22 protein-coding genes and 1 tRNA gene are annotated in these 25,028 nt (G+C 43.8%); 11 read left to right on the plus strand and 12 right to left on the minus strand.

The features are described from left to right. Nucleotides 1-375: 375 nt before the first annotated feature. On the plus strand, nt 376-1,344 hold the full coding sequence (locus ABD031_RS07670) for a hypothetical protein (protein ID WP_343850016.1): 969 nt from the start codon (nt 376-378) through the stop codon (nt 1,342-1,344). A gap of 83 nt (nt 1,345-1,427) precedes the next feature. Here ABD031_RS07670 and ABD031_RS07675 read toward each other — a convergent pair whose 3' ends face one another. From ABD031_RS07675 to ABD031_RS07695, 5 genes are all read right to left on the minus strand, one after another. Next, nucleotides 1,428-2,759, minus strand: a complete 1,332-nt coding sequence (locus ABD031_RS07675; RefSeq protein ID WP_343850018.1) for an MFS transporter — start codon at nt 2,757-2,759, stop codon at nt 1,428-1,430. A 126-nt stretch (nt 2,760-2,885) separates the two neighbouring features. Then, the gene (locus ABD031_RS07680; RefSeq protein ID WP_343850020.1) at nt 2,886-3,845 is read right to left on the minus strand and encodes a TerC family protein; all 960 of its coding nucleotides are present in this window, start codon (nt 3,843-3,845) and stop codon (nt 2,886-2,888) included. Nucleotides 3,846-4,047: 202 nt separating this feature from the next. Beyond that, nucleotides 4,048-4,680 carry a DedA family protein gene (locus ABD031_RS07685; protein WP_343850022.1) on the minus strand — a complete coding sequence of 211 codons (633 nt, stop codon included), beginning with the start codon at nt 4,678-4,680 and terminating at the stop codon, nt 4,048-4,050. Between the two features lie 46 nt (nt 4,681-4,726). Continuing rightward, complete coding sequence (locus ABD031_RS07690; protein ID WP_486276372.1) at nt 4,727-6,094, minus strand: dicarboxylate/amino acid:cation symporter; 1,368 nt, start codon at nt 6,092-6,094, stop codon at nt 4,727-4,729. A gap of 352 nt (nt 6,095-6,446) precedes the next feature. Then, entirely contained in the window at nt 6,447-6,953 is a 507-nt protein-coding gene (locus ABD031_RS07695; protein ID WP_343850026.1) for a hypothetical protein, read from the minus strand. Between the two features lie 910 nt (nt 6,954-7,863). Between ABD031_RS07695 and ABD031_RS07700 the strand changes: the two genes are divergently transcribed. Further along, nucleotides 7,864-9,243, plus strand: coding sequence for a Fic family protein (locus ABD031_RS07700; RefSeq protein ID WP_343850028.1), 1,380 nt, complete (start codon nt 7,864-7,866; stop codon nt 9,241-9,243). Nucleotides 9,244-9,430: 187 nt separating this feature from the next. Here ABD031_RS07700 and ABD031_RS07705 read toward each other — a convergent pair. Next, nucleotides 9,431-9,503, minus strand: a tRNA-Met gene (locus ABD031_RS07705). Nucleotides 9,504-9,761: 258 nt separating this feature from the next. Here ABD031_RS07705 and era point away from each other — a divergent pair. The 4 genes from era (at nt 9,762) to ABD031_RS07725 (ending at nt 12,927) form a co-directional block, all read left to right on the plus strand. Continuing rightward, a complete protein-coding gene (era, locus tag ABD031_RS07710) occupies nt 9,762-10,655 on the plus strand; it encodes a GTPase Era (RefSeq protein WP_343850030.1) in 894 nt (297 codons plus the stop codon). Nucleotides 10,656-10,657: 2 nt separating this feature from the next. Next, on the plus strand, nt 10,658-11,971 hold the full coding sequence (der, locus tag ABD031_RS07715) for a ribosome biogenesis GTPase Der (protein ID WP_343850032.1): 1,314 nt from the start codon (nt 10,658-10,660) through the stop codon (nt 11,969-11,971). A 76-nt stretch (nt 11,972-12,047) separates the two neighbouring features. Next, nucleotides 12,048-12,239 (plus strand): hypothetical protein, encoded by a 192-nt coding sequence (locus ABD031_RS07720; protein ID WP_343850034.1) that lies wholly within the window; start codon nt 12,048-12,050, stop codon nt 12,237-12,239. A gap of 64 nt (nt 12,240-12,303) precedes the next feature. After that, nucleotides 12,304-12,927, plus strand: a complete 624-nt coding sequence (locus tag ABD031_RS07725) for a SprT-like domain-containing protein (protein ID WP_343850036.1) — start codon at nt 12,304-12,306, stop codon at nt 12,925-12,927. 4 nt (nt 12,928-12,931) lie between these two features. On the opposite strand, the gene scpB is transcribed toward ABD031_RS07725, so the two are convergent. The 4 genes from scpB to ABD031_RS07745 form a co-directional block, all read right to left on the minus strand. Next, entirely contained in the window at nt 12,932-13,492 is a 561-nt protein-coding gene (gene scpB / locus ABD031_RS07730; RefSeq protein WP_343850038.1) for an SMC-Scp complex subunit ScpB, read from the minus strand. Nucleotides 13,493-13,494: 2 nt separating this feature from the next. After that, nucleotides 13,495-13,878: a TraR/DksA family transcriptional regulator gene (locus ABD031_RS07735; RefSeq protein WP_343850040.1), complete on the minus strand. Its 384-nt coding sequence runs from the start codon at nt 13,876-13,878 to the stop codon at nt 13,495-13,497. Between the two features lie 265 nt (nt 13,879-14,143). Further along, on the minus strand, nt 14,144-14,314 hold the full coding sequence (locus ABD031_RS07740; RefSeq protein WP_343850042.1) for a hypothetical protein: 171 nt from the start codon (nt 14,312-14,314) through the stop codon (nt 14,144-14,146). A gap of 63 nt (nt 14,315-14,377) precedes the next feature. Then, nucleotides 14,378-16,891 carry a lamin tail domain-containing protein gene (locus ABD031_RS07745; RefSeq protein ID WP_343850044.1) on the minus strand — a complete coding sequence of 838 codons (2,514 nt, stop codon included), beginning with the start codon at nt 16,889-16,891 and terminating at the stop codon, nt 14,378-14,380. 158 nt (nt 16,892-17,049) lie between these two features. On the opposite strand from ABD031_RS07745, the gene ABD031_RS07750 reads away from it, so the two are divergent. Together ABD031_RS07750 and ABD031_RS07755 are read left to right on the plus strand one after the other, a co-directional pair. Continuing rightward, a complete protein-coding gene (locus ABD031_RS07750; RefSeq protein WP_343850046.1) occupies nt 17,050-18,039 on the plus strand; it encodes an aspartate-semialdehyde dehydrogenase in 990 nt (329 codons plus the stop codon). Beyond that, nucleotides 18,039-19,226, plus strand: a complete 1,188-nt coding sequence (locus tag ABD031_RS07755) for a THUMP-like domain-containing protein (protein WP_343850048.1) — start codon at nt 18,039-18,041, stop codon at nt 19,224-19,226. The genes ABD031_RS07750 and ABD031_RS07755 overlap by 1 nt, the downstream gene beginning before the upstream one ends. 169 nt (nt 19,227-19,395) lie before the next feature. On the opposite strand, the gene ABD031_RS07760 is transcribed toward ABD031_RS07755, so the two are convergent. Then, nucleotides 19,396-19,803: a hypothetical protein gene (locus ABD031_RS07760; protein WP_343850050.1), complete on the minus strand. Its 408-nt coding sequence runs from the start codon at nt 19,801-19,803 to the stop codon at nt 19,396-19,398. Between the two features lie 198 nt (nt 19,804-20,001). After that, nucleotides 20,002-21,252: a dipeptidase gene (locus ABD031_RS07765; protein ID WP_343850051.1), complete on the minus strand. Its 1,251-nt coding sequence runs from the start codon at nt 21,250-21,252 to the stop codon at nt 20,002-20,004. Nucleotides 21,253-21,496: 244 nt separating this feature from the next. On the opposite strand from ABD031_RS07765, the gene ABD031_RS07770 reads away from it, so the two are divergent. The 3 genes from ABD031_RS07770 to ABD031_RS07780 all read left to right on the plus strand — a co-directional run bounded on the left by ABD031_RS07770 (nt 21,497) and on the right by ABD031_RS07780 (nt 24,958). Further along, nucleotides 21,497-22,375, plus strand: coding sequence for an SMP-30/gluconolactonase/LRE family protein (locus ABD031_RS07770; RefSeq protein WP_343850053.1), 879 nt, complete (start codon nt 21,497-21,499; stop codon nt 22,373-22,375). A 213-nt stretch (nt 22,376-22,588) separates the two neighbouring features. Beyond that, entirely contained in the window at nt 22,589-23,587 is a 999-nt protein-coding gene (locus ABD031_RS07775; RefSeq protein WP_343850055.1) for an acyl-ACP desaturase, read from the plus strand. Nucleotides 23,588-23,629: 42 nt separating this feature from the next. Further along, the gene (locus tag ABD031_RS07780) at nt 23,630-24,958 is read left to right on the plus strand and encodes a Zn-dependent hydrolase (RefSeq protein WP_343850057.1); all 1,329 of its coding nucleotides are present in this window, start codon (nt 23,630-23,632) and stop codon (nt 24,956-24,958) included. The last annotated feature ends 70 nt before the right edge of the window (nt 24,959-25,028 follow it).

A 25,028-nucleotide genomic window follows, 5' to 3' on the forward strand; every position in this document is an offset into this window, starting at 1 on the left:
AATAGACCAGGCTTTCCAAATGAAAACCTTTCCATAGGTATTGCCTGTAGGCAGAATAAGTCCCATCCTCATTGAAGGACTCGCTTGCTTGGGCGGTCGATTCCGGTTGCAACAGGACTCCAAATCCTCCCACTTCTTTTGCTTTCCGTTAGAAAAGTCTGAATACACCTGTTCCCACCGGGTTCGTCTCCAGTCAAGCGTTTGACCGGAATTCATTGCTGAATTTTTGGCAATTACTATGTTGAAAAATGTAGACAGAAATAAAATCAAGGCGAGTGTTTGAATTCAGCTGCCATGCTATTTTGTTGTCAGAATTATACCTAATCTTGCGGGAAATTAGGGAGAAAACTCCGTTAGTCTTAAAATTACAGAGTAATGCAATTGCAACAGTTTATTCCTTTGATTGCCTTCATTTTGGCAACCTATTCTGTAATCGGAAATGATGTCATTCAGACGTTAGGGACATTTCTCACCTCAAATCATAAAAAAAAGTGGTGGATACTATGGCTCTATGCTGCATCCATTTTGACACTTGTGATTATATATGGTTGGATTATGCATCAGGGAGACGTTTCCTATGGTAGATTGGACATGATCCCGCTTCCAGAAAAGATGGCTTTTTGGTATATAATTCCTCCCTTGGTTCTGATTGTACTTACTAGGTTTGGACTCCCTGTAAGTACCACATTCATGATCTTAAGTGTATTCTCATCTCAGACGGTTATTGAAAAGATGATCTTAAAGTCGATTTTGGGATATGCCGTAGCTTTTGTATTTGCATCTGGGATTTACCTATTGATTGCAAAGAGGTTTGAATCAAAAGAAAGTATTACCAGATCGGAAAAAGAGAATACCAAGAAAGGCTGGTTGGTAGCCCAATGGTTGTCCACGGGCCTCTTATGGTCCCAATGGCTAGTTCAAGATTTTGCAAATTTGTATGTATATCTACCGCGGCAGTTGACGTTGACAGAATTGCTCATTTCCTTACTAATTATTTTGGTCTTAATGGCTTTTCTTTTCAAATCCAGAGGTGGGAAAATTCAGGAAATCGTTAATACCAAAGCCAATACCCAGCATATTCGTTCGGCCACCTTTATAGATCTTACTTACGCGATCGTTTTGTTCCTTTTTACTGAGTTGAGCAATGTGCCCATGAGTACCACCTGGGTTTTTATTGGAATTTTGGCAGGCCGTGAAATTGCGATCAGTTACCGGCTAAACAAAAACGAAATCGGCAAATCCAGGAAGCAGATTTTCAGGGATCTGTATAAAGTCAATATAGGATTGATTGTAAGCATTCTGTTGGCGTATGCAGTTGGAATGCTAAACTTAATGGAAGTATAGCGTCGAATTTTGAACTCAAACAAGGAGGGAATGACTTGTCTTAATAGGACCATTCTCTCCTTTTTTTTTGGTACTTTAAAAATCTATTGAGGACGCATGGGTTTTAATTTTGGGGCTAAAACCTGAATTAAAAGTAGGGCTAGGAGATAAGAAACGCTGGAAATGATAAACAGTGGGACATAACTTTCTGTCTTATCCAATAAATAGCCTGTTGCTGTAGCAATTAACATTCCTCCAACAGCTCCGCACATCCCACCAATACCCACCACAGAACCTACAGCATTTTTAGGAAACATGTCAGATACTAGGGTAAATAAATTAGCAGACCAGCCTTGGTGAGCCGCTGTGGCCAAACTTATTAAGCCTACTGCAATCCATAAATTAGCTGTTTGGGATGTGAAAAATATGGGGAGAACTGCGAGCGCACAAATCAGCATCGTCGTCTTGCGGGCGGAGTTAACGCTCCACCCTTTGTTGATAAGAAAAGAAGATAACCAACCTCCGGCTACACTTCCTAAATCCGACAATACATAAATAGCTACCAATGGCAATCCTATCTTGTCCAAGGTCAGACCATGTGAAGTATTCAGATATTTAGGCAACCAGTATAGATAGAACCACCAGATCGGATCGGTCATAAATTTCGCCAAAGCAAAAGCCCAGGTTTGCCGATGTGGAAATAATTTCAGCCAAGGAATCCTTTCCACAGGTTCTTCTGAATCAGATTGAATGAAGTCAAGTTCGGCTTTGGTTATTTTGGGATGATCTTCCGGCTTTTTGTAGGTTGCTAGCCAAAATGCCAACCAGATAAAACCCAAGGCTCCTGTAATTATAAAAGCCCATTCCCATCCAAAACGCAGCGCAATAAAAGGAACCGCCAAAGGAGCCACAATTGCACCAATATTGGCTCCGGAATTGAATATGCCAATAGCCAAAGACCTTTCTTTCTTGGGAAACCACTCCGACACCGTTTTTATAGCAGCAGGAAAGTTTCCGGCTTCCCCAATGCCAAGTCCAAAGCGGGCAAACCCAAAAGTAAGAGCTGAGCTGGCAGCGGCATGCAGCATTGCAGCAAAACTCCACAGAACAACTGCAAATGAAAACCCCTTTCTGGCACCAAACCTATCCATAATATTGCCCATAATCAGAAAACCAAGGGCATAGGCAAACTGAAAAGCAGTAATGATATACCCATATTGGACTTCTGTCCAATTCATCTCAGACTGAAGTTGTGGAGCCAAAATCCCCAATACCTGTCTATCTATGTAATTGATTGTCGTCGCAAAAAACAACAGCGCGCATATTCTCCATCGGAAACTCCCGACTTTAACAGCTGTATCCACGGGTTTCGCATTTGCTGGACTTACTGGTAACTCGCGAGCAGCATTATCGATGATTTTATTTGTTTTTTTCATTTGCCAGGGTGGCTTTTTAATGTAAATCCTTTGATGTATATCAGATTGCTGTGGTACTGGAAAAAAGTAGATAAGGGCAAAAGCAACTACTACGGATTCAGTCCAGTGGGTAGCATCAATGACCAGTTACACTAACTTATCATTTTCGACGACCTCCTCAGGAATCAGCAAGGAAGCCAAAATACCCCCTGTCAGCGCAAGACCTATAACCGCCAAGGACAGCCATTCGGGAGCTTCTATATGATGGGAAAATATCATTTTCAATCCGACGAAGCCCAAAATACCCACCAGACTATAATTGATAAAACGGAATTTATTCAGCATGCGGGAGATCAGGAAGTACATAGATCTTAGTCCCATTATAGCAAGGATGTTAGAACTGAAAACAATAAACGGATCGGCTGTAATCGCCAGGATGGCAGGAATACTGTCAAGGGCAAAAAGGATGTCCGTAAGTTCTATTATAATCAAAGCCATGAAAAGCGGGGTGGCTAGACGAATTCCCCTTTTTATGATAAAGAAGTGATCACCGTAAAAATGCTTTGTAAATGGAATTACCTTTCTCAACTTTTTGAAAATAAATGAGTTTTTGGGGTTAAACTCAGAAGCATCCGATTTTTGCATTTTATAAGCTGTGTATAATAGAAAGGCACCAAAAACATAGACGATCCAGTCAAATTGGTTGATCAATGCCACGCCAAAAACTATCATAATGGCTCTAAACACGATAGCTCCTAGAATACCCCAGAAAAGCACTCGGTGCTGATAAATGTCTGGAATCGCGAAAGACCTGAAAATAACTGCAATCACAAAAACATTATCTATGCTCAGGGAAAATTCAATTAGATAACCTGTAACATATTTAAGTACTGCATCTTTTGGTTTTAAACCGGTTGGATTTGCAACCATACCTTCCGAGAAAATCCACCAGATGACCCCTGAAAATAGTAATGCAATAAAAACCCAGACGCCGGTCCAAATGGCTGCCTCTTTGGTCTGAATAATATGGGCTTTTTTGTTAAATACTCCCAGATCCAGTGAAAGAAAAAGCAAAATGCAGGCTATAAAAATTATCCAAATACTCATACTAAAGTTGATTAATCTAATTGTAGAAAGGAAAATGACGAACTGGAAACGGGAAGATGAGACTATTACCAAAAACCTAGCTAACCACCGGACTTTGATTTCATTTTATCAAGAAGCTTTGGTTAGTCAAATCCAATGGACTCAAACATCGTTTAGGAGCATCGATTAAAGTTTTAGATTGCCATAGATTATTGAAATGGGCTCAAGAAAGCTTAGCTTTTTTGATTTTATAAAATTGTCTTAACAATGGGATGGCGGTAACGACGATGATTAATAGTATAATCCATTCCAGGTAGTGAAGAAGATCTGGAAAGATTAGTTTCAGGAAGTAACCAGCCAAAACCAAACTTGAAGTCCAGACCAATGAACCAATAAAATTATAAAGCATGAAAACCTTAAAATCTGATTTAATTAGTCCTAGACAGAGAGGAAGGAAAGTTCTAATTACCGGGATAAACCTGGCTACTATGATTGCACCTTGTTGCCTCTTTTCAAAATAAGATGTGGCCATATTGAGATATCTGGCTTTGAAGAAAAATGAGTCGGGACGGGATAGTAGCCATTTGCCCAACTTCTTTCCAATAAAGTATGACAATATATATCCCAAAAAGGCAGCTAGTGCTATATAGGCTATCAACTCCACAATTGTGACATCCAAAATAGGTAGCCCACAAAGCATTCCTGCCAAAAACAAAAGTGAATCTCCAGGCAGAAAAAAAGCGAAGAATAGGCCGTTTTCTGTGAAGACAATAGCGAGTAAAAGGATGAGGCCACCCTTATTGATGATCAATTCTGGGCTCATAAACCCTAAAATAGACTGAATAAATTCATACATGAGTTACTTGAATTAAGTGCGGATAGATGAATTATAATAGCTCATTTCAATTGTTCATTACCTTCTGCATTTCCATATCCAATACAGGTTCTGGTGAACTCAAATCCGGATTCTCTTTTATAGGAAGACCAAATTCACCTTCCCATTTTGCTATTACGCAAGTGGCTAAACAGTTGCCAATTACATTGACTGATGTTCTTGCCATATCCATCAGTTCATCGATTGCCAGGATCAAAAAGATCGGAGCCATTGGAAGATTAAAACTAGCTGCTGTTCCCATCAGAACAATCAAGGAAGCTCGTGGAATTCCCGCTACTCCTTTGCTGGTGAGCATGAGCGTGAGCACCATCAATAGCTGATCTTCAATGCTCATTTTAATTCCTGCCACCTGCGCGACAAAAATCGCTGCCAGTGATAGGTAGAGTGTCGTTCCGTCCAAATTGAAGCTATAGCCTGTTGGCATTACAAATGCGACGATTTTGCGAGGCACACCAAACTTTTCCATCGCTTCCATGGCTTTGGGAAGTGCCGCCTCCGAACTGGTGGTCGCAAAGGCGATAGAAACAGGCTCAGAGATTGCCTTTAAAAATTTGATTACAGGAATCTTCAGCAGAAGCGCGACCGGAAATAAAACCAGCAGCAAAAATGCCAACAAAGCAACGTAGAGTGTGGCTAACAAATGAAACAGATTGACCAAAATCCCCAATCCCATCTCTCCTACCGTGTACGCTATTGCCGCACCCACGCCAAAGGGTGCGAAATACATGATCACCCGAGTGAAATTGAACATTACTTCTGAGAGGCTTTCGGTGAACGAAAGCATCGTCTGTTTCTTTTTACCATCTTTGACCATGGCTAGTCCTATCCCAAACAGAATACTGAAAATGACGATTTGAAGAATTTCTCCCTCAAAAATAGACTTAGCAATATTCTCCGGAAAAATGTGAAGAATGACCTCCTGCCACGTCCTAGCTGTACCTTGAATAGGGACTTCACCTGCAGGTAGCTCAATCCCGACTCCAGCTTGGGATATATTGATTGCTAATAATCCGATCAACAAGGCAAACGTTGTGACTATTTCAAAATATAGAAGGGACTTCCAACCCATTCTACCGACTTGCTTCAGATCGGAATGCCCGGCTATTCCTACCACGAGTGTCGCAAAAAGAAGCGGGGCAATCACCGTTTTGACCATTTTTAGAAAAAGCTGACTGACCACTTTCAGGTTCATGGCAAGCTCGGGAAAGTCCAGACCTATGACAATCCCGATAAACATACTGCCAAATATCCAGGTGGTTAGTGAGGCTCTCTTCAGGCAGCATCCTACGATTGCAACCAATCCTAACCATCTGCTTGCGATAAGGCTGGACTCGGAAACCAGTCCGGGCCAAATCATATGAATCACAATAAACATTGCCGCCTGTGTAGACAAGGCAGTAAGGATTAACGTGATATAGGTGTTTTTTTTGAGTGTCATGATATGTCGCTAAGCCTTGCCGCTTTTATAAAAAGAAAGGGTTGATGGGAGGAAATAGTGAAATTCAAAAGCGAGCACAGACAGGCTTTACTTGCTCAGTATAGCCTGATTTATCGCTTTAAATGAATTTGCAACTGACAGGATTTCCAGGAAAACAGTGCTCTTATATCCAACAGAAAAAGAAGGATCCCATGGTTACCTTTGCTTAAAATCTACCGAGGTAGCTTTCCTTGAATCAAAAAAATGTGGTAAGGGGAATATTTCCCGCATTTTTTCAGCAAAAGGTTGATTACCTGGTATTCTGTTCTAGGGCGAAGTGAGTGGAGCGCAGTTTGATAAAGCAGGAACCGATCCATGGCCAAGAATAAAGTAGATCAATGGGGTTTAGCCAAGGTCTTTTGGAAAAGCCTGTTGCTAGGCTTTCAACTAGGTAAAATAATGGTGAGGAAAAATGATCAAAAAGGCAGGTAAGTTTGCGTCTAGGATAAACGCAGTTTTTTTTATAATTCTGCTCAGTAGCTTGACAGACTGCTGATAAACCGAGAAAAATACCGAGTACAGTTTGAGATTTGAAAAAATAATGAGCGGATCTAACTACCGGTCTTTCTGGAGCTATCCTATTTGTGAGTGCATCACCAACCTCCAGGATTGAACTTTGCTGAATAGATAGCTCAGGATGGGCTATTTCGTTTGCTGATTGAATTTCCGAATCAACAATCACAGTGGTATTGCCCGCCCAAAAGGTTACCGATGCAACTAGATTAAGAAATAAGAATAGAATTCCTGAAACCTTCATATGAGCTATCTGGGATCAAAGCTAGTTGAAAAAAAATCTGATCTCGGATAGGTGAAAAAAATATTTATTTGCAGAGCATGAAAGTGGAAAGTCCTACAAGTTCTCATCCAATGAGCATTCCCCAAAAATCAGCCTGATGAAAAAAAAGGAGGACAAAATCCTCGGAATCTAACAGATTCGAAATAATGCTAAATCCCTGAAAAACAAAAAACTCCGAACAATTTTGACATTGTCCGGAGTTACCAAGTAGCGGGAACAGGCCTATTCATAATTACTGATTTTCTGTACTTTATAGAAAAAGGGGGACAAATAAGGGGACAGGTTCATTTTGCATCAAAAATTTAAATTCATTTGAATTGATTCTAATCTGAGCCTCGAATTAAGTGCAAAACCAAGGTTTATGAGCCAAATATGAGGAATGAATCTTGAATTAAATTTTTTTCTTTTTTGCTGTTAAAATCCGTATTCGAAAAGAATTTCAGCTACTGAGATCAGAAATCGAATTTTTGTGACCATGCAACTTAGCCATTCCAATTCTATTTGAGTGATTTCGAATTTCAACCCTCGAACAATTCGTACCGTGCGATAGGTACGAGCTGTACGAAGCGTACGAATTCTGGATTGCTCTTTCTTTTTGCTGTTTGAACCTTTTTTATGGAGAAGAAAAACACCACCCGATTGTTTTGCTCTTGACCTATCAAATTGTGCACACAGCGCGTGCACAATCAAAAGTTAGTAATTATAGACAGCTACAATTCTTAAAAACTACCCGACAAAAGCAGAGCAGTAGAGAATCGCCATTCTCCTCCTAGAGTGACGCGATTTAACTATCGCGTCAATTATCGTGACGCAATTCTTTTTATTGCGTCATTTTTATGCTATTATTGTCGCAATACAAATGGGATTGAAGATGGAAAATCGAGACGAGCTCCAACTGATTAAAGAAATAATTGCATCATCCTCTGATGGAATAGGAATAGAACAACTCCTTCGATTGCTCCCATTTCAAATTGAAAAGAGAGCGCTTCAAAGACGACTAAAAAGCCTCAGAGAAAAGAATCTGATCCTAGTAAAAGGAGAAGCTCGATCCACAAAGTATTATACAAATATCACTGAACAAACTCAGAATTCTGGAAGGATAAAATCAGAGGAGGAGCGACAATCGACCATTTCCCTTTCACATGAAGGCAAAGACGTTTGGGCCTTGGTCTCACGTCCTGTAGCACAACGAAAACCTGTCGGATATGAACGAAGTTTCCTGGAAAATTACCGTCCCAACATCGACAGCTTTCTCAGCAAAGAAGAAAAACAAAAACTGGCTGAATGGGGAAATACTAGGAATGGAGAACAGCCAGCAGGGACCTTTGCCAGAGAAATATTAAATCGCCTGCTGATCGACCTTTCTTGGAATTCAAGCAGACTGGAAGGCAACACCTATTCTTTATTGGATACAGAGCTGTTAATCCATAACGGGAAAACCCCCTCGAACAAATCCCCCATGGAAACCCAGATGATTCTCAATCACAAGGAGGCTATCGAGTTTTTGGTAGAATCCTCTGGTGAGGTGGGCTTCAATCGCTACACTTTTCTTAATCTCCATGCACTGCTTTCAAACAACCTGTTGCCAAATCCAGCTGCATCCGGCAGGCTTAGAACATTTGGCGTGGGAATCACCAATTCGGTATTTACTCCGTTGGGAATTCCACAACTCATCGAAGAATCTTTTGACCTAATACTGGCGAAGGCAAGCCAAATCCAAAATCCATTTGAGCAGGCTTTTTTTGTATTGCTTCAGCTTCCCTATCTCCAACCATTTGATGATGTCAATAAGCGTGTATCCAGATTGGCTGCCAATATTCCGTTAAATAGACATAACCTTGCCCCTCTTTCATTTATAGATGTACCGGAAGAAAGCTACATCAAAGGAATGCTTGGCATTTATGAATTAAACCGCATCGAATTATTCAAGGATGTTTTTTTGTGGGCCTATGAGCGGTCAGCCTTAAGGTATGCAGCCATTCGCCAATCTCTTGGGGAGCCAGATCCTTTCCGAATGACATACCGAGAAGATATACGTGGGATCGTCAGCCTAATCGTCAGCAATGCAATGGATAAAGAAGCTGCATCCCAAGCAATAAAATCTGAAGTCAAAAAATTGGCTGAACCAGATAGATCCAGATTCTCTGAAGTAGTAGAAACTGAACTTTTTGGACTTCATGAAGGAAATTTTGTCCGCTATCGAATCAGACCTTCCGAATTTACTGCCTGGAAAAAGCGGTGGGATTCCTAGTTGAGATGAGATCAAAAAAACGCAATCCATATAAATACTCACCCAAACAGCTAAAAAAAGAAAAAGAGGGCAAAAAGTGAGACAGATTTGGGACAATTCAAATCAAACAGCATTAATTTGAATCCACAATCTGCATCAAAAACCCTATAAAACACAAAAAGCCGATCATTTCTGATCGGCTTCGTAGTAGCGGGAACAGGACTCGAACCTGTGACCTTCGGGTTATGAGCCCGACGAGCTACCAACTGCTCCATCCCGCGATATATCTTAGGCTACGCCTCTTTTTTCTTTTTCAAATTCGCCCTTGCGGCGAATGGTGATACAAAAGTAGGCTTTTAATTTTCAAAAGCAAAACCAACTTCAAAAAAAATGTTCAACATCACTTGAAACAGACTTTTTGACTGTGGCACTGCCCGGTAAGGAAAACGTCTTCTCGCTGCCAAATTTTATTCTGCACTAAGGCTTCAAGCTGCCTTTTTGTCTAAAAATCAAGTACCTTTGTGAAAAATTACAGAAAAATGTCTGCATCCACCCACAAAGCCGGATTTGTCAACATCGTCGGAAAACCCAACGTGGGCAAATCCACGCTCATGAATATCCTTGTGGGTGAGCGACTTTCGATCGTTTCTTCCAAAGCGCAAACCACTCGACACCGTATCCTTGGCCTCATCAATACCGAAGAATATCAGATTGTTTTTTCTGATACCCCGGGGATGCTCAAACCAAAATATGAGCTGCATAAGAATATGATGGGTTTTGTCAACCTTTCTTTGGAAGATGCAGATGTCATCGTCTTCGTGACTGATCTTTTCGAAAACGAAGAGGAAATTGAAGATGTAATTACAAAAATCAATGCTTCTGGAGTTCCCGTTCTGTTGGTCATCAACAAGATTGATCTAGCCAAAGAAGGCCAACTGGAGGAAGTCACGGCCTATTGGACGTCTCGAATAAAATCCGAAACCGTGATCCCGATCTCCGCTTTGGAGAAATTCAATACCGAGCGAATCCTCCAGGAAATAGTCGACAGACTCCCGGTTCATCCGCCCTTTTACGACAAGGAGGAACTAACTGACCGACCTGAGCGGTTCTTTGCCTCCGAGATCATCCGCGAGAAGATCTTCAACAATTACAAAAAGGAAATACCCTACAGCACCGAAGTGGCCATCGAGGACTTCTACGAAGAGGAGTCCATTATTAAGATCCGCGCCACCATCTATTGTGAACGCGACAGCCAGAAAGGCATCATCATCGGTGAAAAGGGCAAGATGCTAAAAAGAGTGGGAATCGAATCCCGGACGGAATTGGAGAAGTTTTTCGGGAAACAAGTCTTCCTCGAAACCTTCGTGAAGGTGGAGCAAGACTGGAGAAAAAATAAATTGAAACTTAAAAAATTTGGGTACGACCCATCCTGATCATGGCAAACATAGTAGCAATCGTAGGTAGACCTAATGTAGGTAAATCCACGCTTTTCAACCGACTGGTTGAGGAGCGCAAAGCTATCGAAGACAACATGAGCGGTGTCACCCGTGACCGACACTATGGGCATGCCCAATGGTCTGGCAAGTTTTTCTCCGTAATCGACACAGGTGGGTATGTCACCGGATCCGATGATGTTTTTGAGGCCGAGATTCGTAAGCAGGTCAAACTGGCAGTAGAAGAAGCGGATGTGATCTTGTTTGTGGTAGATTGCCTGGACGGCTTGACCGATCTGGATATGGAATTTGCAAATGAGCTCCGAAGCACAACCAAGCCACTATACATCGTCGCCAACAAAGCTGACAACCGCGAAAAGGCCATGATGGCTCATGAATTTTATTCGCTGGGAATCAGCGACTTTGACGTTTACCCAATTGCTTCTGCCAGCGGTAGCGGTACAGGCGAACTTCTCGACGAAGTTATCAAGCACTTTGAACACGAGGGAATAGAAGACCCAGATGCAGACACCCCAAAAATCTCCATTCTTGGTCGACCCAACGTCGGGAAATCCTCCTTTTTGAACGCGCTCCTAGGCCAAGAAAGATCAATCGTCACAGACGAAGCAGGCACTACGCGCGACGCAATTCACACTCGATACAAGCTTTTCGGACAGGATTTCATTATCACAGACACAGCGGGAATCAGAAAGAAAGCCAAAGTAAAAGAGGACATCGAGTTCTATTCTGTCATGCGCTCCCTGCGCACACTTGAGGAATCCGACGTCGTGATCGTGATGGTTGACGCCACTCGAGGACTCGAAGCTCAGGACATCAACCTGATTGCACTTGCGATCAAGAACAATAAGGGCGTCATGATCATGGTGAACAAATGGGATTTGATCGAAAAGGACCACAAAACCATGGACAAGATAAAAGTGCAAATGATCGAAAGACTTGGCGAGCACAAATGGATCCCGATCATCTTCACTTCCGTGACCGAAAAGCAGCGAATCATGCAAGCCATCGAGCTTGCGGTAAAGGTCTTTGAAAACAAAACCAGAAGAGTCACGACGTCCAAACTCAACGACGTCATGCTGCACGAAATCGAAAAATATCCCCCTCCTGCTTGGAAGGGAAAATACATCAAGATCAAGTACGTCACCCAGTTACCAACCAAAAACCCCGTTTTCGCATTCTTCTGCAACCTGCCCCAATACATAAAAGAACCCTACACGAGATACCTCGAAAATCGCGTCCGTGAAAACTTTGATTTCGAAGGAGTTCCGGTAAAAATTGTTTACAAAAACAAATAAAAAATATTTGAGCGGCACTTGCACAATTGAAAATAATACTAGTACCTTTGCCCTGTAATTAAGAAAACCATAACAAATGAAAAAGGTATTTGCAATTTTCGCAATCGCTGGCTTGATCGCTACTGCATCTTGCGGTAACAAGGCAACTGAAGAAGTTACAGTTGAAGAAACTGTAGTTGTTGAAGAAACTCCAGTTGTTGAAGAAGCTCCTGCTGTAGACACTACTGCAGTTCTTGCTGACACTACTGCTGCTGCTCCAGCACTGTAAGCCATTCCGAAAAGGAAAAAAATTAAGAGCCCCAAATTGGGGCTCTTTTTTTATTTTAGGGCAAATGAATCCAACAGATCAGCTCAGGAAAATTTTTGAAAAACATCTGCCACACGCAGCTATTCCTTATTGCTTGCAACTTTGGGAAAAAATCCCGTTTTCATTTAAAGTTCAAAAACCCAGAACATCCAAACTGGGCGATTTTCGCTATCGCAAAGACCGAAAAATCCAAACAATCACCATTAACTCAGACCTGAACCCGTACCAATTTCTGCTAACCTACATCCATGAGGTTGCACATCTCCATGCTTTTGAAAAGTTTGGATTGGCCCACGCACCTCATGGCATCGAATGGAAGCGGGAATTTCAGTCCTTGATGGTTCCGATACTGACCGACTCGGTCTTTCCGAAGGATATACTTATCCCTCTGAGGCATCATATGGCGAACCCCTCCGCCAGTTCTTCACGGGATCTTTTCCTACGGAAAGAAATGAGTAAATATGATTACCCATCGGATACTGACGGGGATGAAATTTTTCTTTCCGACCTCATGACCGGCAAACAGTTTGTCCTTTCCGGCAGGAAATTCAGAAAAGGCGAAACCAGAAGAACGAGAGTGATGTGCGAGGAGGTAGAATCAGGTAAAAAATTTCTCGTCTCTAATTTGGCGAAAGTAAAACCCGTCTAAGTAGCTACTCCCGCTCTTCTCCGATTTGATTTTCGGATTGGGAAAAATCCTTGGGAAGTGGTAAATCTTTGATCGAATTGATCCCAAAATAATCCATGAATTTGTCCGAAGTCCCATAAATCAAGGGCTTACCTACGCTCTCCGACTTTCCTTTTATCTCGATAAGCTCTTTTTCCAAAAGCTTCTGAACCGAATAGTCGCTATTCACTCCGCGTATCTGCTCCATCTCGCCCTTGGTGATCGGCTGCTTGTAAGCAATAATTGAAAGCGTTTCTAATTGTGCGTTTGACAGTCGCTTCTGAGATTGCTGCCGCAAAAGAATGCTGATACTCGTCTGATAGGCTGGCTTTGTCAAAAATTGATATCCCCCGCCCAGATGCTCCAGCGAAAACGCAAAGCCCTCCTCGTTGTACTTCTCCCGTAACGCAAGGATCGCCGACTCGATGTGATCCTGTGGCACTTCGGAAGCAAACATTTCATCTAAGCACTTCGAAATCTCAGCAACCGCAAGCGGCTCCGGGGCACAAAAAATAAGGGCCTCAATATGTCGATGAAGGAAATCCACCCTTACTTTTTGGCAAGCTTGGCTTCGATCGAATGCATCGTGTGCGGCACTGCTTTTAGCCTTTCCTTTGAAATCAACTTTCCAGTATCTACACAGACACCGTACGTGCCATTTTTGATACGAATTAGCGCATTTTCAAGATTGATTACAAATTTCTGCTGTCGCGCAGCAAGCTGACTCAAGCTCTCTCTTTCCAAAGTATCAGCACCATCTTCGAGAAGCTTCGAAGTCGAGGCAGTATAGTCCGTCCCACTGTCATTCTTCTTGCTCAGGCTCTCCTTTAGGGAGTGCAGTTCTTCTTTTGCACTGGCGAGCTTTTGAAGTATGATCATTTCAAACTCTCCCAGCTCTTCCTGAGAATATGCGGTCTTTCCTTCCTGGCTCATGATTATGACGGATTACATTATTAAAACTTTGACGGATTATCGGTGGTTTGGTTCTCTAAAATACGCCCGACTTTGATAATTGCAAAAATTATAAACCTCTGGTTTGGAAATGTCAGGAGTCTAAAAAACAGCCGAAAAAAAAGTTTACACACTACCCGTTCATAATCAGTTGCTTATCATTTGTCCTGCCTGATCCAACAAATGAATGACACAGAATTTAATCGTAAATAAATTTAAGAGGATCGGATCAAAATAATAAAAGCCGTCATGCGACGGCTTTTTCGGCTTGAAGCATTTTTTCCAACCGCCTTTTCAAGACCAATTCATCGGCCTCTATACGGTACCTCATTCTCAAATATTGCTGTACTTCTTTTAGGTCTTTACCATCCCGAAGCACAACCTCCTGTAGGGTTTCTAAAATCAAATCGCTATTCATGAGTTAGGTCTTATGATACCTAAAATAATAAAAAATTGAATTAAAAACCACAAATTCGGAAGATTATAGTCCGGTCGCCACTACAATCGTTTTTTTGATCACACTAGTCCTACCATTGGGGTCATAGAGCTCCGCCACCAGCACATAATACCCCGCTCTAACGATCTTCCCGGATGAGTCGGTTCCGGTCCAAGTCAATAAGCCACTCGCTCCCAAAAGCTGATTTTGCGCTAAAACCCGAACCAACTGCCCAGATGCCGAATATATCTGAAATGTCCCCATCCAACCCGGCTGATCCAGCTCGTAAGTGATGCTGGTAAACTGTAGTCCCGAACTGCCCTGCGGATCAAAAACCTCTGGCTCAATGTGAATCGATTCACCTTCGAACTCACCGGAAATTGTCTGTGAGTTTCTACGGCCGGGGGTAGCGAAATCCTCATTTCCGGAGGCTGATTGCCAGTTCATCTGATAAGACGCTGGAGTGTCGGGAGAAATCCGCTCTAAGGAAACACCCTTGGGTTCTCTTAGCAGAGGGTGATGTAGCTCCTCACTGTAGGGAAATCGTTCAGCTATTTCAGCTTTTGCAGAGAGCAAAACCACCGTACCGCCCGCTATAGGGTAGCTGGGCAAAGTTGGAATTTGAAGAAAGTGGTCGATTGAAGATTTCGGGTAAGCCAGATGCAGTCCATTGGCGTCGGTCGTGATCGCGAGGTATTCTCCGGGTGCCAACATGGAACCGAGACCTCCAAACACTTTGATCTGATCAGCAACACCGGAACTCGACAAGTTAGCCAATGCCCAATTTTCCAGATTTAGATATCTCTGGCTTAAATTTCTGATCTCCACAAATTTCGGTTCTCCCGTCCGAGGGTTGAAAAGCAGTTCATTAATGATTAGCTCTCCAGCTTGGGGAAGTTCGGGGAGTACGAAACTTTTGAGTTGCCCGGAAATCGGGTCTCCGAAGCAGTCTCTCAATCCCACAATCCGCACTTCATAAACTTGGCTGGCCTGCGCCGGAGATTTTAACAAAACGTGGAGTTCATTTTCTTTGAAAAAGCCCACACTATCTATGCTCAGATTGGAAGAAAAGTCCAAACCATCGGCCCCAATTTCCGGCAAAATAGAGCCCGAGAACACCACTCGAACCCTAAGAGAGTCCAGAAAATAAACGGATTGAAGAATAGGAGACGTATGTTGCGGAATGGGATCATAGATTGAATTCTGAACCCCCGGCGTCCCCCTCATCGGCTCTTTTGAAGGTTTTAACAGATCGGAATTGCTACACAAAAACCCAAAATTCGGTACTTCCAAGCTGTATCCTCCACTTGCAAACTCACTCCCACCCCATGTTGAGGTTGCATACGAAATCCAATCTATCTTCTGCCCAGAACTCGCTATTAACCTGATCTGATCGCCGGAGTTAAGCAACGTCGGCCAATTTTTGACGCCCATGACGTTTCCGTATTCTTCCAATTGAAAGGCTTGGCTTTCGGGCGCCAAAATCAAAAATTCTCCCGGCTGGATCCAATATTCGCTAAGATCGACTTCAGTACGGGAATTGGAAAGCCGGACTCCCTCAAGTCTAAACTGATTTTCCCCAGCGTGGAAAATCTCAATATATTCCACATTGGGTAGATCCTGATCAGCCTTTGGCGCTGGCATCAGCTCATTGATCACCAATGCTTTCTTCGGAATATTGGTAGGATCGGAAAAAGCGAAATAAACTGATGTGTCTTGGAGGAAGTTTCCAGCAATATCCGGAATCTGCCGGATCGCGAGGGGATAGTTTTTACTTTGCTCAAGCGTTTCAAAGAAAGTTAATACGGCCAGCGAGTCATTCTTCAATTCAGCTTTCTCGGGGCTCTTCCCCTCCAACTCATACGAGATCGGGAAGATAGAGAATACGGGATCAACCTTTTCGGAGAACTGGACTAAAATCGAATTTTCACTGTATCCTTTCGTCGCGGTTACTTGGGGCGGTGTTTTGTCTCTGAGGAAATCCCCAAATTCAAAATCATCCATCAACCATCGCGCGGCTGTTCCAGTGCCGAAACCGTATCGAATCTCGAAGCACAAAACAAGCTCCGATTCGGCTTTTAGTTCCGCTGGAATTTGCAGAGTAAACTTCCTCCACTCTTGATTCTCATTTGCAAATTCCAAATCAGCGCCGATCTGAGTCGGTACTGAAAACTCGTCATATATGCTTTCTCCCCAAGAATAAAAAACTAACGCGGCACGAGTACCTGTCCCGTTTTTTAGAGCCTTTGCGTAAAACTCCACTTCGGGATTATCGAACTGATCGGGAGTTAAGCGAACCCAAATCCGGCCGTCAAATGAACTAATAGGCTGCACTGCCAAGGCCTTGCTCCCGTCCAAACCCTGGCCTGAAGCCTGAAAAATCCGAGCAGAACTCCCCCTTACCTCATTTCCATACCAATTGGGAAGAAACTCCTGGGGAAAACCCGTAGGTTCAAAATCCGACTCAAAATTTTGACGCTGAGCAAACCCATGCTTTTCTCCCAACCAAATCAACAACGGGAGAATCAAAAGAAAACTTTTGAAAAAACGTAGTGTCATGAAAAAATCAGCTAAAAAATATTACCTAAGATATAAAAACTAAAGAGTTTCTTTTTTCACTTGCGCTAAAAACAATTGAAAATTTTTGGACACATTTCTGAAATTGAACAGCCAGTCCTTACTTTTGCAATCCGAAATCAATTTAAACCTATCTCCAAATGAAACTGGCTGTAGTAGGTGCGACCGGACTGGTTGGTACCGAAATCCTCGAAGTGCTCGCAGAGCACAATTTCCCTTATGACGAACTTCTCTTGGTCGCTTCCGAGCGATCAGTAGGTAAACAGATCGAATATAAGGGTAAGAAACACACGGTAATCGGACTTGCCGATGCTGTGGCAGCCAAACCTGAAATCGCCATATTTTCGGCCGGTGGCAGCACTTCTTTGGAATGGGCTCCAAAATTTGCCGCTGCAGGCACTTTTGTCATTGACAACTCTTCTGCCTGGAGAATGGACGCGACCAAAAAATTGGTAGTCCCAGAAATCAACGCCAAGGAAATCGGCAGCGAAGATAAAATCATCGCAAACCCGAACTGCTCCACCATTCAGATGGTATTGGCATTGGAACCTTTGCGTCAGCGCTACGGCATCAAGCGGGTAGTTGTTTCCACCTATCAGTCTGTGACCGGAACTGGCAAAGCCGCTGTCGATCAGATGATGGCTGAGCGTGCAGGAACTACCCCTGAGATGGTCTATCCGCACAAGATCGACATGAACGTCCTTCCTCACATCGACGTCTTCCAGCCAAACGGCTACACGAAGGAAGAGATGAAGATGATCAACGAAACCAAGAAAATCTTCAGTGACGACACCATCAAAGTCACTGCGACTACGGTCAGAATCCCGACAATGGGCGGTCACTCTGAGGCGGTAAACGTCGAGTTCAAGGAAGATTTCGATCTTACCGAAGTTCGCTCCCTGTTGGAAGCAGCTCCCGGTGTGATCGTTCAGGACGACCCGGCCAACTTCGTCTATCCAATGCCGATTACAGCACATAAGAAAGATGAGGTATTCGTGGGACGGCTGAGAAGAGACGAATCGCAGGCAAACACGCTGAACATGTGGATTGTTGCGGACAACCTAAGAAAAGGCGCAGCTACCAATGCCGTTCAGATCGCTGAATACCTATTGGAAAATAAACTGGTTTAATGGACTTCAGCGAGTTTCATAGCGCTGAATTCAGACAATTTGTGCAGGATCATCTCAACGAAGATCCTGCATTTTTGCTTTTAAAGTATCAGGGCAAAGTAGGTATTGACCTCAAAGCTGCTGTCCAGCAGATCTCTGCCCGGCAAAAGGCAGCTAAAAAACTTCCCGAATGGGTTGCAAATCGAGATCTGATTTTTCCTGCTTCGATCTCGCTGGAGCAAAGTTCATCCGAAGATACCGCACGATTCAAAGCTGTAGAACATTCCGGAGAAGTTCTATTAGATCTCACAGGTGGCTTTGGAGTCGATAGCTTCTACCTGAGTCAACACTTTCAGAAAGCAGTCTATTGTGAGCAAAATGCAGAATTGGCAACAATCGCCAAGCATAATCTCAGCATCCTTGCACCCGGGGTATTCGATGTCATCAGCGGAGACGGTCTAGATTTTTTGCAAAAAACCGAATCCCGTTTTGATCTGATCTACGCCGATCCAGCTCGTCGTGGATCCAGCAATCAGAAGCTATACAGACTCCAAGATTGTCAGCCAGACGTGGTTAGCGCCTGGGAATTGATGAAAAGCAAATCCGACCGAATCTTACTCAAAGTCTCCCCGATGCTGGATATTTCTCAAGCTTGGTCAGAACTAACCGAAATCCAAAAGGTGATCGTCCTGTCGGTGAAGAACGAAGTCAAGGAGGTTTTGCTTTATTGGGAATTGAGAAAGGAAGTCAAAGAAAAAAACATCACCGTCATAGATTTGGGAGGTGGCTTGCCAAGATTTGACTTTTCACCCCTCGGAGAAGAAAACGCTTCTTCGACTCTGGGCGAGGCAGAAAAATACCTTATCGAACCGCTCAATGGTATCTTGAAGGCGGGTGCCTTCAAGCTGTTTGGGGCACGCTTTGGCTTGAAAAAGCTCGAAAAAAACAGCCATTTGTACACTGCATCCGCTATTTCTGATGAAGTTCTCGGAAGGGTCTTCGAAATAATCCGGGAGATTTCTCCGAAAAAGCAGGAAATCAAATCTCTTTTTCCTTCAAGTAAAGTCAATGTCATCTGCCGAAACTATGTCATGGGAGCAGAGGAATTGAAAAAGAAGCTGAGCCTGAAAGACGGAGGAACCGACTATTTGATTGGAACCAGAACCGCAAGCGGCAATAAAGTCTATTGGTGCAAGCGTGTGAGGTAAAAATGCCTCAAATAAATCGCACTTAGAGAAGTACGACTACAGGTCGATAAAAAAATCCCCACCATCGCTGGTAGGGATTATGTTAATTATCTTTTTTTAGCAGTTCCTCAGCAGGAGGAGCTTTACGATTCACTCCCGAATTAGGATTGATAAAGGCTGGAAAAAAAACTTAAACTTGATACCCTTGCTGAGAGAGGAACAGTTTGCTCATTCCATCATGAATATCATAGAGTGTGGTTTTGTCTTGCTTCATCAGCCATTCCATGTCCATATCATTGAACAGTTTGCTCAAGGGAACATAAGCCATATCCTCCTTCTGCACCAATACAGGAACAACCAATTTCCCGCCTTTCACGGTGGTCTTCCCCATATAGCATTCGCTACTGTTCTGATAAATGACAGAAACAACCACTTCATGCTCCCCATCAGTCACACTGCTGGCTCCTCTATCTGCAAACTCACTATAATAGTCAAGGTAACATCCTTCAATCCCTTTGAGGTGTCGGCTCAAGCCATCTTGAGAAAAAGCCTGGGTCAGAACGCCCAGAAAAAACACGATACTAAGTTTAATTTTCATAAAGTATGATAGACAGTTGAATAATGTCGGTGACGAATCCCTAAAATTTAAACACAAGAATATTACCAAAATGGCCCCAATTTCAGGAGAAAAGTCAGTTGGTGAAAATTAAATACACTTTCGGTGCGGTTCAAGACTTACGTTGCTTGACCAAAACCTATTTCAGGGCTTACGAATTTCGACGCAGGCCCACACCTTCTAGCTTTTAGCTTTTGCATAATCTTCCACCGCGTTCCACACCCTAAAAACATTTTTGTAACATATCTTTTCGATATCTTCTCTGCTATATCCTCGTTTAAGCAATTCCGCAATAAGGTTTGGAAACATTGATACATCCTTCAATCCCGTGGGCAAGGAATCTCCAACTCCATCAAAGTCAGACCCCAAGCCGACGTAGTCAATCCCCACCAGTGCTACAACATGATCAATGTGGTCTGCCACTCGCTGCACGGTTGGAAATGGATTATTGGAAGCGGAGTATTCGGCAGCATATGCACGAAATGACGAATCGCTGCGAGACAGGTTATTCTCAGCCATATAGTTCACTAAATGTTCTCTGACCTGCGAAGATCCGGCAGCATAAGCAGAATCTATGAAGCTACCTCCAAAGTTGATCATCATGACTCCTCCGTTTTTGGCCATCGCCTGAATCAGTTCATCACTCATATTACGCTCAAATCTCGGAGTAAACTTGCGCACTGACGAATGGGAAGCGATAATCGGCACCTTCGTGATCGCCAAGGCATCTCGGAAGGTATTGTCTGACACGTGACTCAGGTCAACCATGATTCCAACTCGATTCATCTCAGCAACCACTTTTTCCCCGAATTCACTCAGTCCCCCATAAGTACCGGTAGTATCATAGCTCGCATCGCCAATTAGGTTATCTGTCCCGTGAGTCAACGTGATGTAGCGGATTCCTCTTTTGTAAAAGTATTCGACGTTTGCCAGGTCATCCTCGATGCCGGCGCCATTTTCCATTCCCATTGGAAGAGAGATGAGGCCTTTGGCGAAATTAGCTTCGATATCCGCCGGACTATAGGCCATGGCAAACTTATCGGGAAAAGTGGTCGCCAAGCGCTCTGTCATGGCAATCAGCGAATCCGCAAGAGACTTGGAAGCACCGGGAGTTTTTTGATTTCCTGCGGGAATATAGATCGACATAAATGGCGCATCCAATCCCCCTTCTTTTGCTCGCGGATAGTCAAAATTCCCATCCGGAGTGCGGACAGATACGTCCAAAACTTCCCGCTGAAGCGTAAAGCCTCCAACTTTCATCCGATAGGGCAAATCCACGTGTCCGTCAACCATGATGGTGGATTTGGCAATTTCAGTCGCCGCTTTAAGCCGCTCTTCATCCGTCATTTGAGTATAGTTCGGCACCTCTTCTTTGGTAGCACAGGAAAAAGCCAAGGCAAGCAGCACAGCGAAATAATGTAGTTTCTTCATGATTGGAGGGGGGTTACGATCAGGGGGGAAGTTATGATCTTTTTAAAATTCTTCGAGGAAAAAATCCACAGATGGCATTCAAAAAAATGCTTGTCTTCCCCAGCTTTCGAAATAAAAGCGGAGAAGGATGTCGATTTTTTGACTAACAATCCGAAAATCAGTGACGAAATCACCAAAATCAGGATTTTCTTTTGTAGGTATAATTATTGAAATTTGAAAGTACAACTCATCAACTCAAAATCATATGAAAGCAATCTTCAAGTACCCGGCGCTCGCACTGTCGGCTTCTGCCCTACTAATCAGCTGCGGCCCTCAAAAGACCGAAACAATAGTCGATGAAATCGTTGAAGTCAAAACTCCAACTATGACGCTCCTCTGGGAAACTCCGGATTCGCTGATGACCAATGAATCAGTTCTTTATGATGACGCCACCGGAAAAATCTACGTGGCCAACATTGAAGGACAGGATCCTTCAGAAAAGGACGGGAAAGGATCCATTGCGATCATTTCCAAAGATGGAAAAATCGTCGACCCAGCTTGGATCTCGGGTTTGAACGCGCCAAAAGGAATGGCAATTTCCGACGGTAAGCTCTATGTGACCGACATTGACGAGCTCGTTGAAATTGACATCGCCACCTCAAGAATTTCCAACAAATGGAAAGTAGAAGGCGCTCAGTTTCTCAATGACGCTGCAGCACACAATGGCACCGTTTATTTCACTGACATGAGAGCAGGCAAAGTCCACTCGTTTACCAATGGAGAGATTGCAACAATCTCCGAAGGAAACGAATCAATTAACGGCCTAGCCATTGGAAACGACGGAACGATCTACGGTCTGGATGCAAGCGGTCTGAAGATGTGGGATGCCGATGGCTCGACCACTGTCATCAATTCAACCGTGACCGGCGGCGATGGTCTGGTTATCTTGGGCGACGGCAATTACATTGCTTCGAGATGGAAAGGCGAGGTTTATTTTGCCAATGACTCCTCTGAAACACTGATGCTGGACACCCAAGCGGCTGAATCCAACACGGCTGACATAGGCTACAACGCAGCTGAGAAAATCATTTACGTACCGACTTTCTTTAAAAACAAAGTAGCAGCTTACAAGCTGGACTATTGATTTACAGCAATCTACTGACTCGAAAAGCCTCCCCAACGGAGGCTTTTCCCGTATAGTAAGGGAGCAGGTTTCCCTACCAAAGCGACTCCGTCCGCAGAATCGGAAATCTGAAACAGCGCATTTCTATCACAAATCAGCGGATTTGTCCGTATATTTCCATACATAATTCATAAACTCTCCGGGGCTAACCCACCCGGATAAATCAGGTTCCCAATGAAATCAACCGAAATCAATTACGAACTAGAAAAGAATATAGAGGTCATCTCACAATTGGATGACTTGGTTGGTGATGCTGTTGATAACATCCTGGTAGATCCAGACAAATGTTGGCAGCCATCAGACTTTCTTCCGGATTTTGGTGATCCAAATATCCACGAAGAGATTAAACTCCTTCAAAAAAGAGCCGAGGGAATACCCGACACCGTATTAACCTCTCTGATCGGCAACATGATCACCGAAGAAGCACTCCCGAGCTACCAGACCTATTTCAACATGTTGGAAGGCATCAACCCTGAGCGGAATCTACTCTCTCCGAGTGGTTGGGTGAGATGGTCCAAAACCTGGACTGCTGAGGAAAACAGGCATGGAGACTTGCTCAACAAATACCTCTACATGACTGGGAGAGTGGACATGAAGGCGGTGGAGCGGACGATTCACAGACTGCTGATGAACGGATTTGACCCCAATTCTGGTGGAGATCCGTATCAAGCAATTGTCTATACTTCCTTTCAGGAAAGAGCCACAAAAATCTCCCATGTCAACACCGGAAAATTGGCAGATATTGCTGGGGATTCTATCTTAGGCAGAATCTGCAAGCAGATCGCAGGAGATGAAGCCAGACACGAAAAGGCCTACAAATCCTTCATGTCGAGAATCTTCGAGATTGATCCAAGCGGTGCGATCATCGCTTTCGAAAAACTGATGAGAAAGCAAATCGTGATGCCTGCAGTTCTGATGGGCGAAGGCGGCTCAAACCCTTCTTTGTTTACGCAGTTTTCTGAGATCACCCAAAAAGTAGGCATCTATACCAGTTGGGATTATGCCAGGATCATCGAGCACTTGGTGAGCCTTTGGAAGATCGAAGCCCTGACCGGCCTTGATGCTGCTGCCTCAAAAGCGCAAGACTACCTGGTAAGGCTGGGCGATCGCTACATGAGATTGGCTGATCGGATGAAAGCCCCGGATGAAGTGAAACTTGCCTGGCTCAAATAAGCATTCAAGTCCCTCACTTCGAGGGACTTTTTTTGTGCTATCTTGGAGTACTGCGAAACGCGTCACCATGAAAAAACACCATCCCTTCTTTTATTCCTTTCGGTTTTTCTATCCGTTTCAGCTTTCCCCCAAACTCCAAAAGTAAACGCCGATAGGCTTCACCAAAGTCTGATGCAGCTCTCTTCCTTCGGGAAAAATGCAGCAGGAGGTACCGATAGAGTGGCTTTTAGTAAGTATGACCTGGAAGCCAGAGTATTTGTTCAGGGATTGATGAAAGAAGGGGGTTTGGATGTCTCGATTGATTTTGCAGGAAATATCATCGGCAGGAAAGCCGGGAAAAATCCAAATCTCAAACCAATCGCCCTTGGATCGCACATCGACGAAGTACCGAACGGTGGGGACTACGACGGTCCGGTGGGTTCGATGGGGGCGATAGAAGTCCTCAAAATCTTTTCGGAAAACAACATTACCACGCAGCATCCTTTGGAAGTGATCATCTTCACCAACGAGGAAGGCGGAGTCATCGGAAGCCGCGCCTTGGTTGGGTCGTTATCTAATGAAGCCTTACAGGTCGTCAGCAACAGCGGCCTGACACAGTATGAAGGCATCAAATTGCTCGGAGGTTACCCTGAGCGGATTCCTGAGATGAAAAGAACGCGGGGAGATCTGGCTGCATTTTTGGAGCTTCACATTGAGCAAGGCGGGATCTTGGATGCTGAAAAGCTGGACATCGGAATTGTAGAAGGCATTGTCGCGATCGAGTGGTGGGAGTTCACCTTTGTGGGAAAAGCCAACCATGCCGGCACTACGCCTATGAATAAGCGAAATGATCCTATGCTGCCCGCCGCGCGCTTTGTATTGGCCGTAAATGAAATTGTCAATAGCCACGAAGGAAGGCAAGTAGGAACTGTCGGAAAAATACAGGCTTTTCCCGGTACAGGAAATGTCATCCCTGGTGAGGTCAAAGTAAACGTGGAGCTTCGGGATCTTTCCTCCGAAAAGATATGGAACATCTACGCCGAGCTTGAAGCGAAAGCTACCGAACTGGCCTCGACGAGTGAAACCCAACTCGACATCCGTCATATCGAAGTAGCCAGCAAACCCGCTTTGGCAGATCCGATGATCCGCGAGATCATCAAAACTCAAGCAGAGAAACTGGGACTTTCTACAAAAAGTCTCCCCAGTGGCGCAGGTCACGATGCGCAGGAAATGGCTCGCATTGCATCCATGGGCATGATTTTCATTCCCAGCAAAGACGGAATCAGCCATGCTCCCGCAGAGTTTTCATCCAAAGAGGACATCGCCAACGGCGCCAACGTTTTACTGCAGACGATTCTCGCTTTGGATCAAAAACTGAACTCAAAAAATTAAAGCATCTTGACTTTACTACATCAACTTCGCAAACAAGTTGATTTTTCAAAAATTTAATACTTTGTACTCT

It is taken from the genome of Algoriphagus jejuensis (genome assembly GCF_039523455.1).
Lineage (GTDB): Bacteria > Bacteroidota > Bacteroidia > Cytophagales > Cyclobacteriaceae > Algoriphagus > Algoriphagus jejuensis.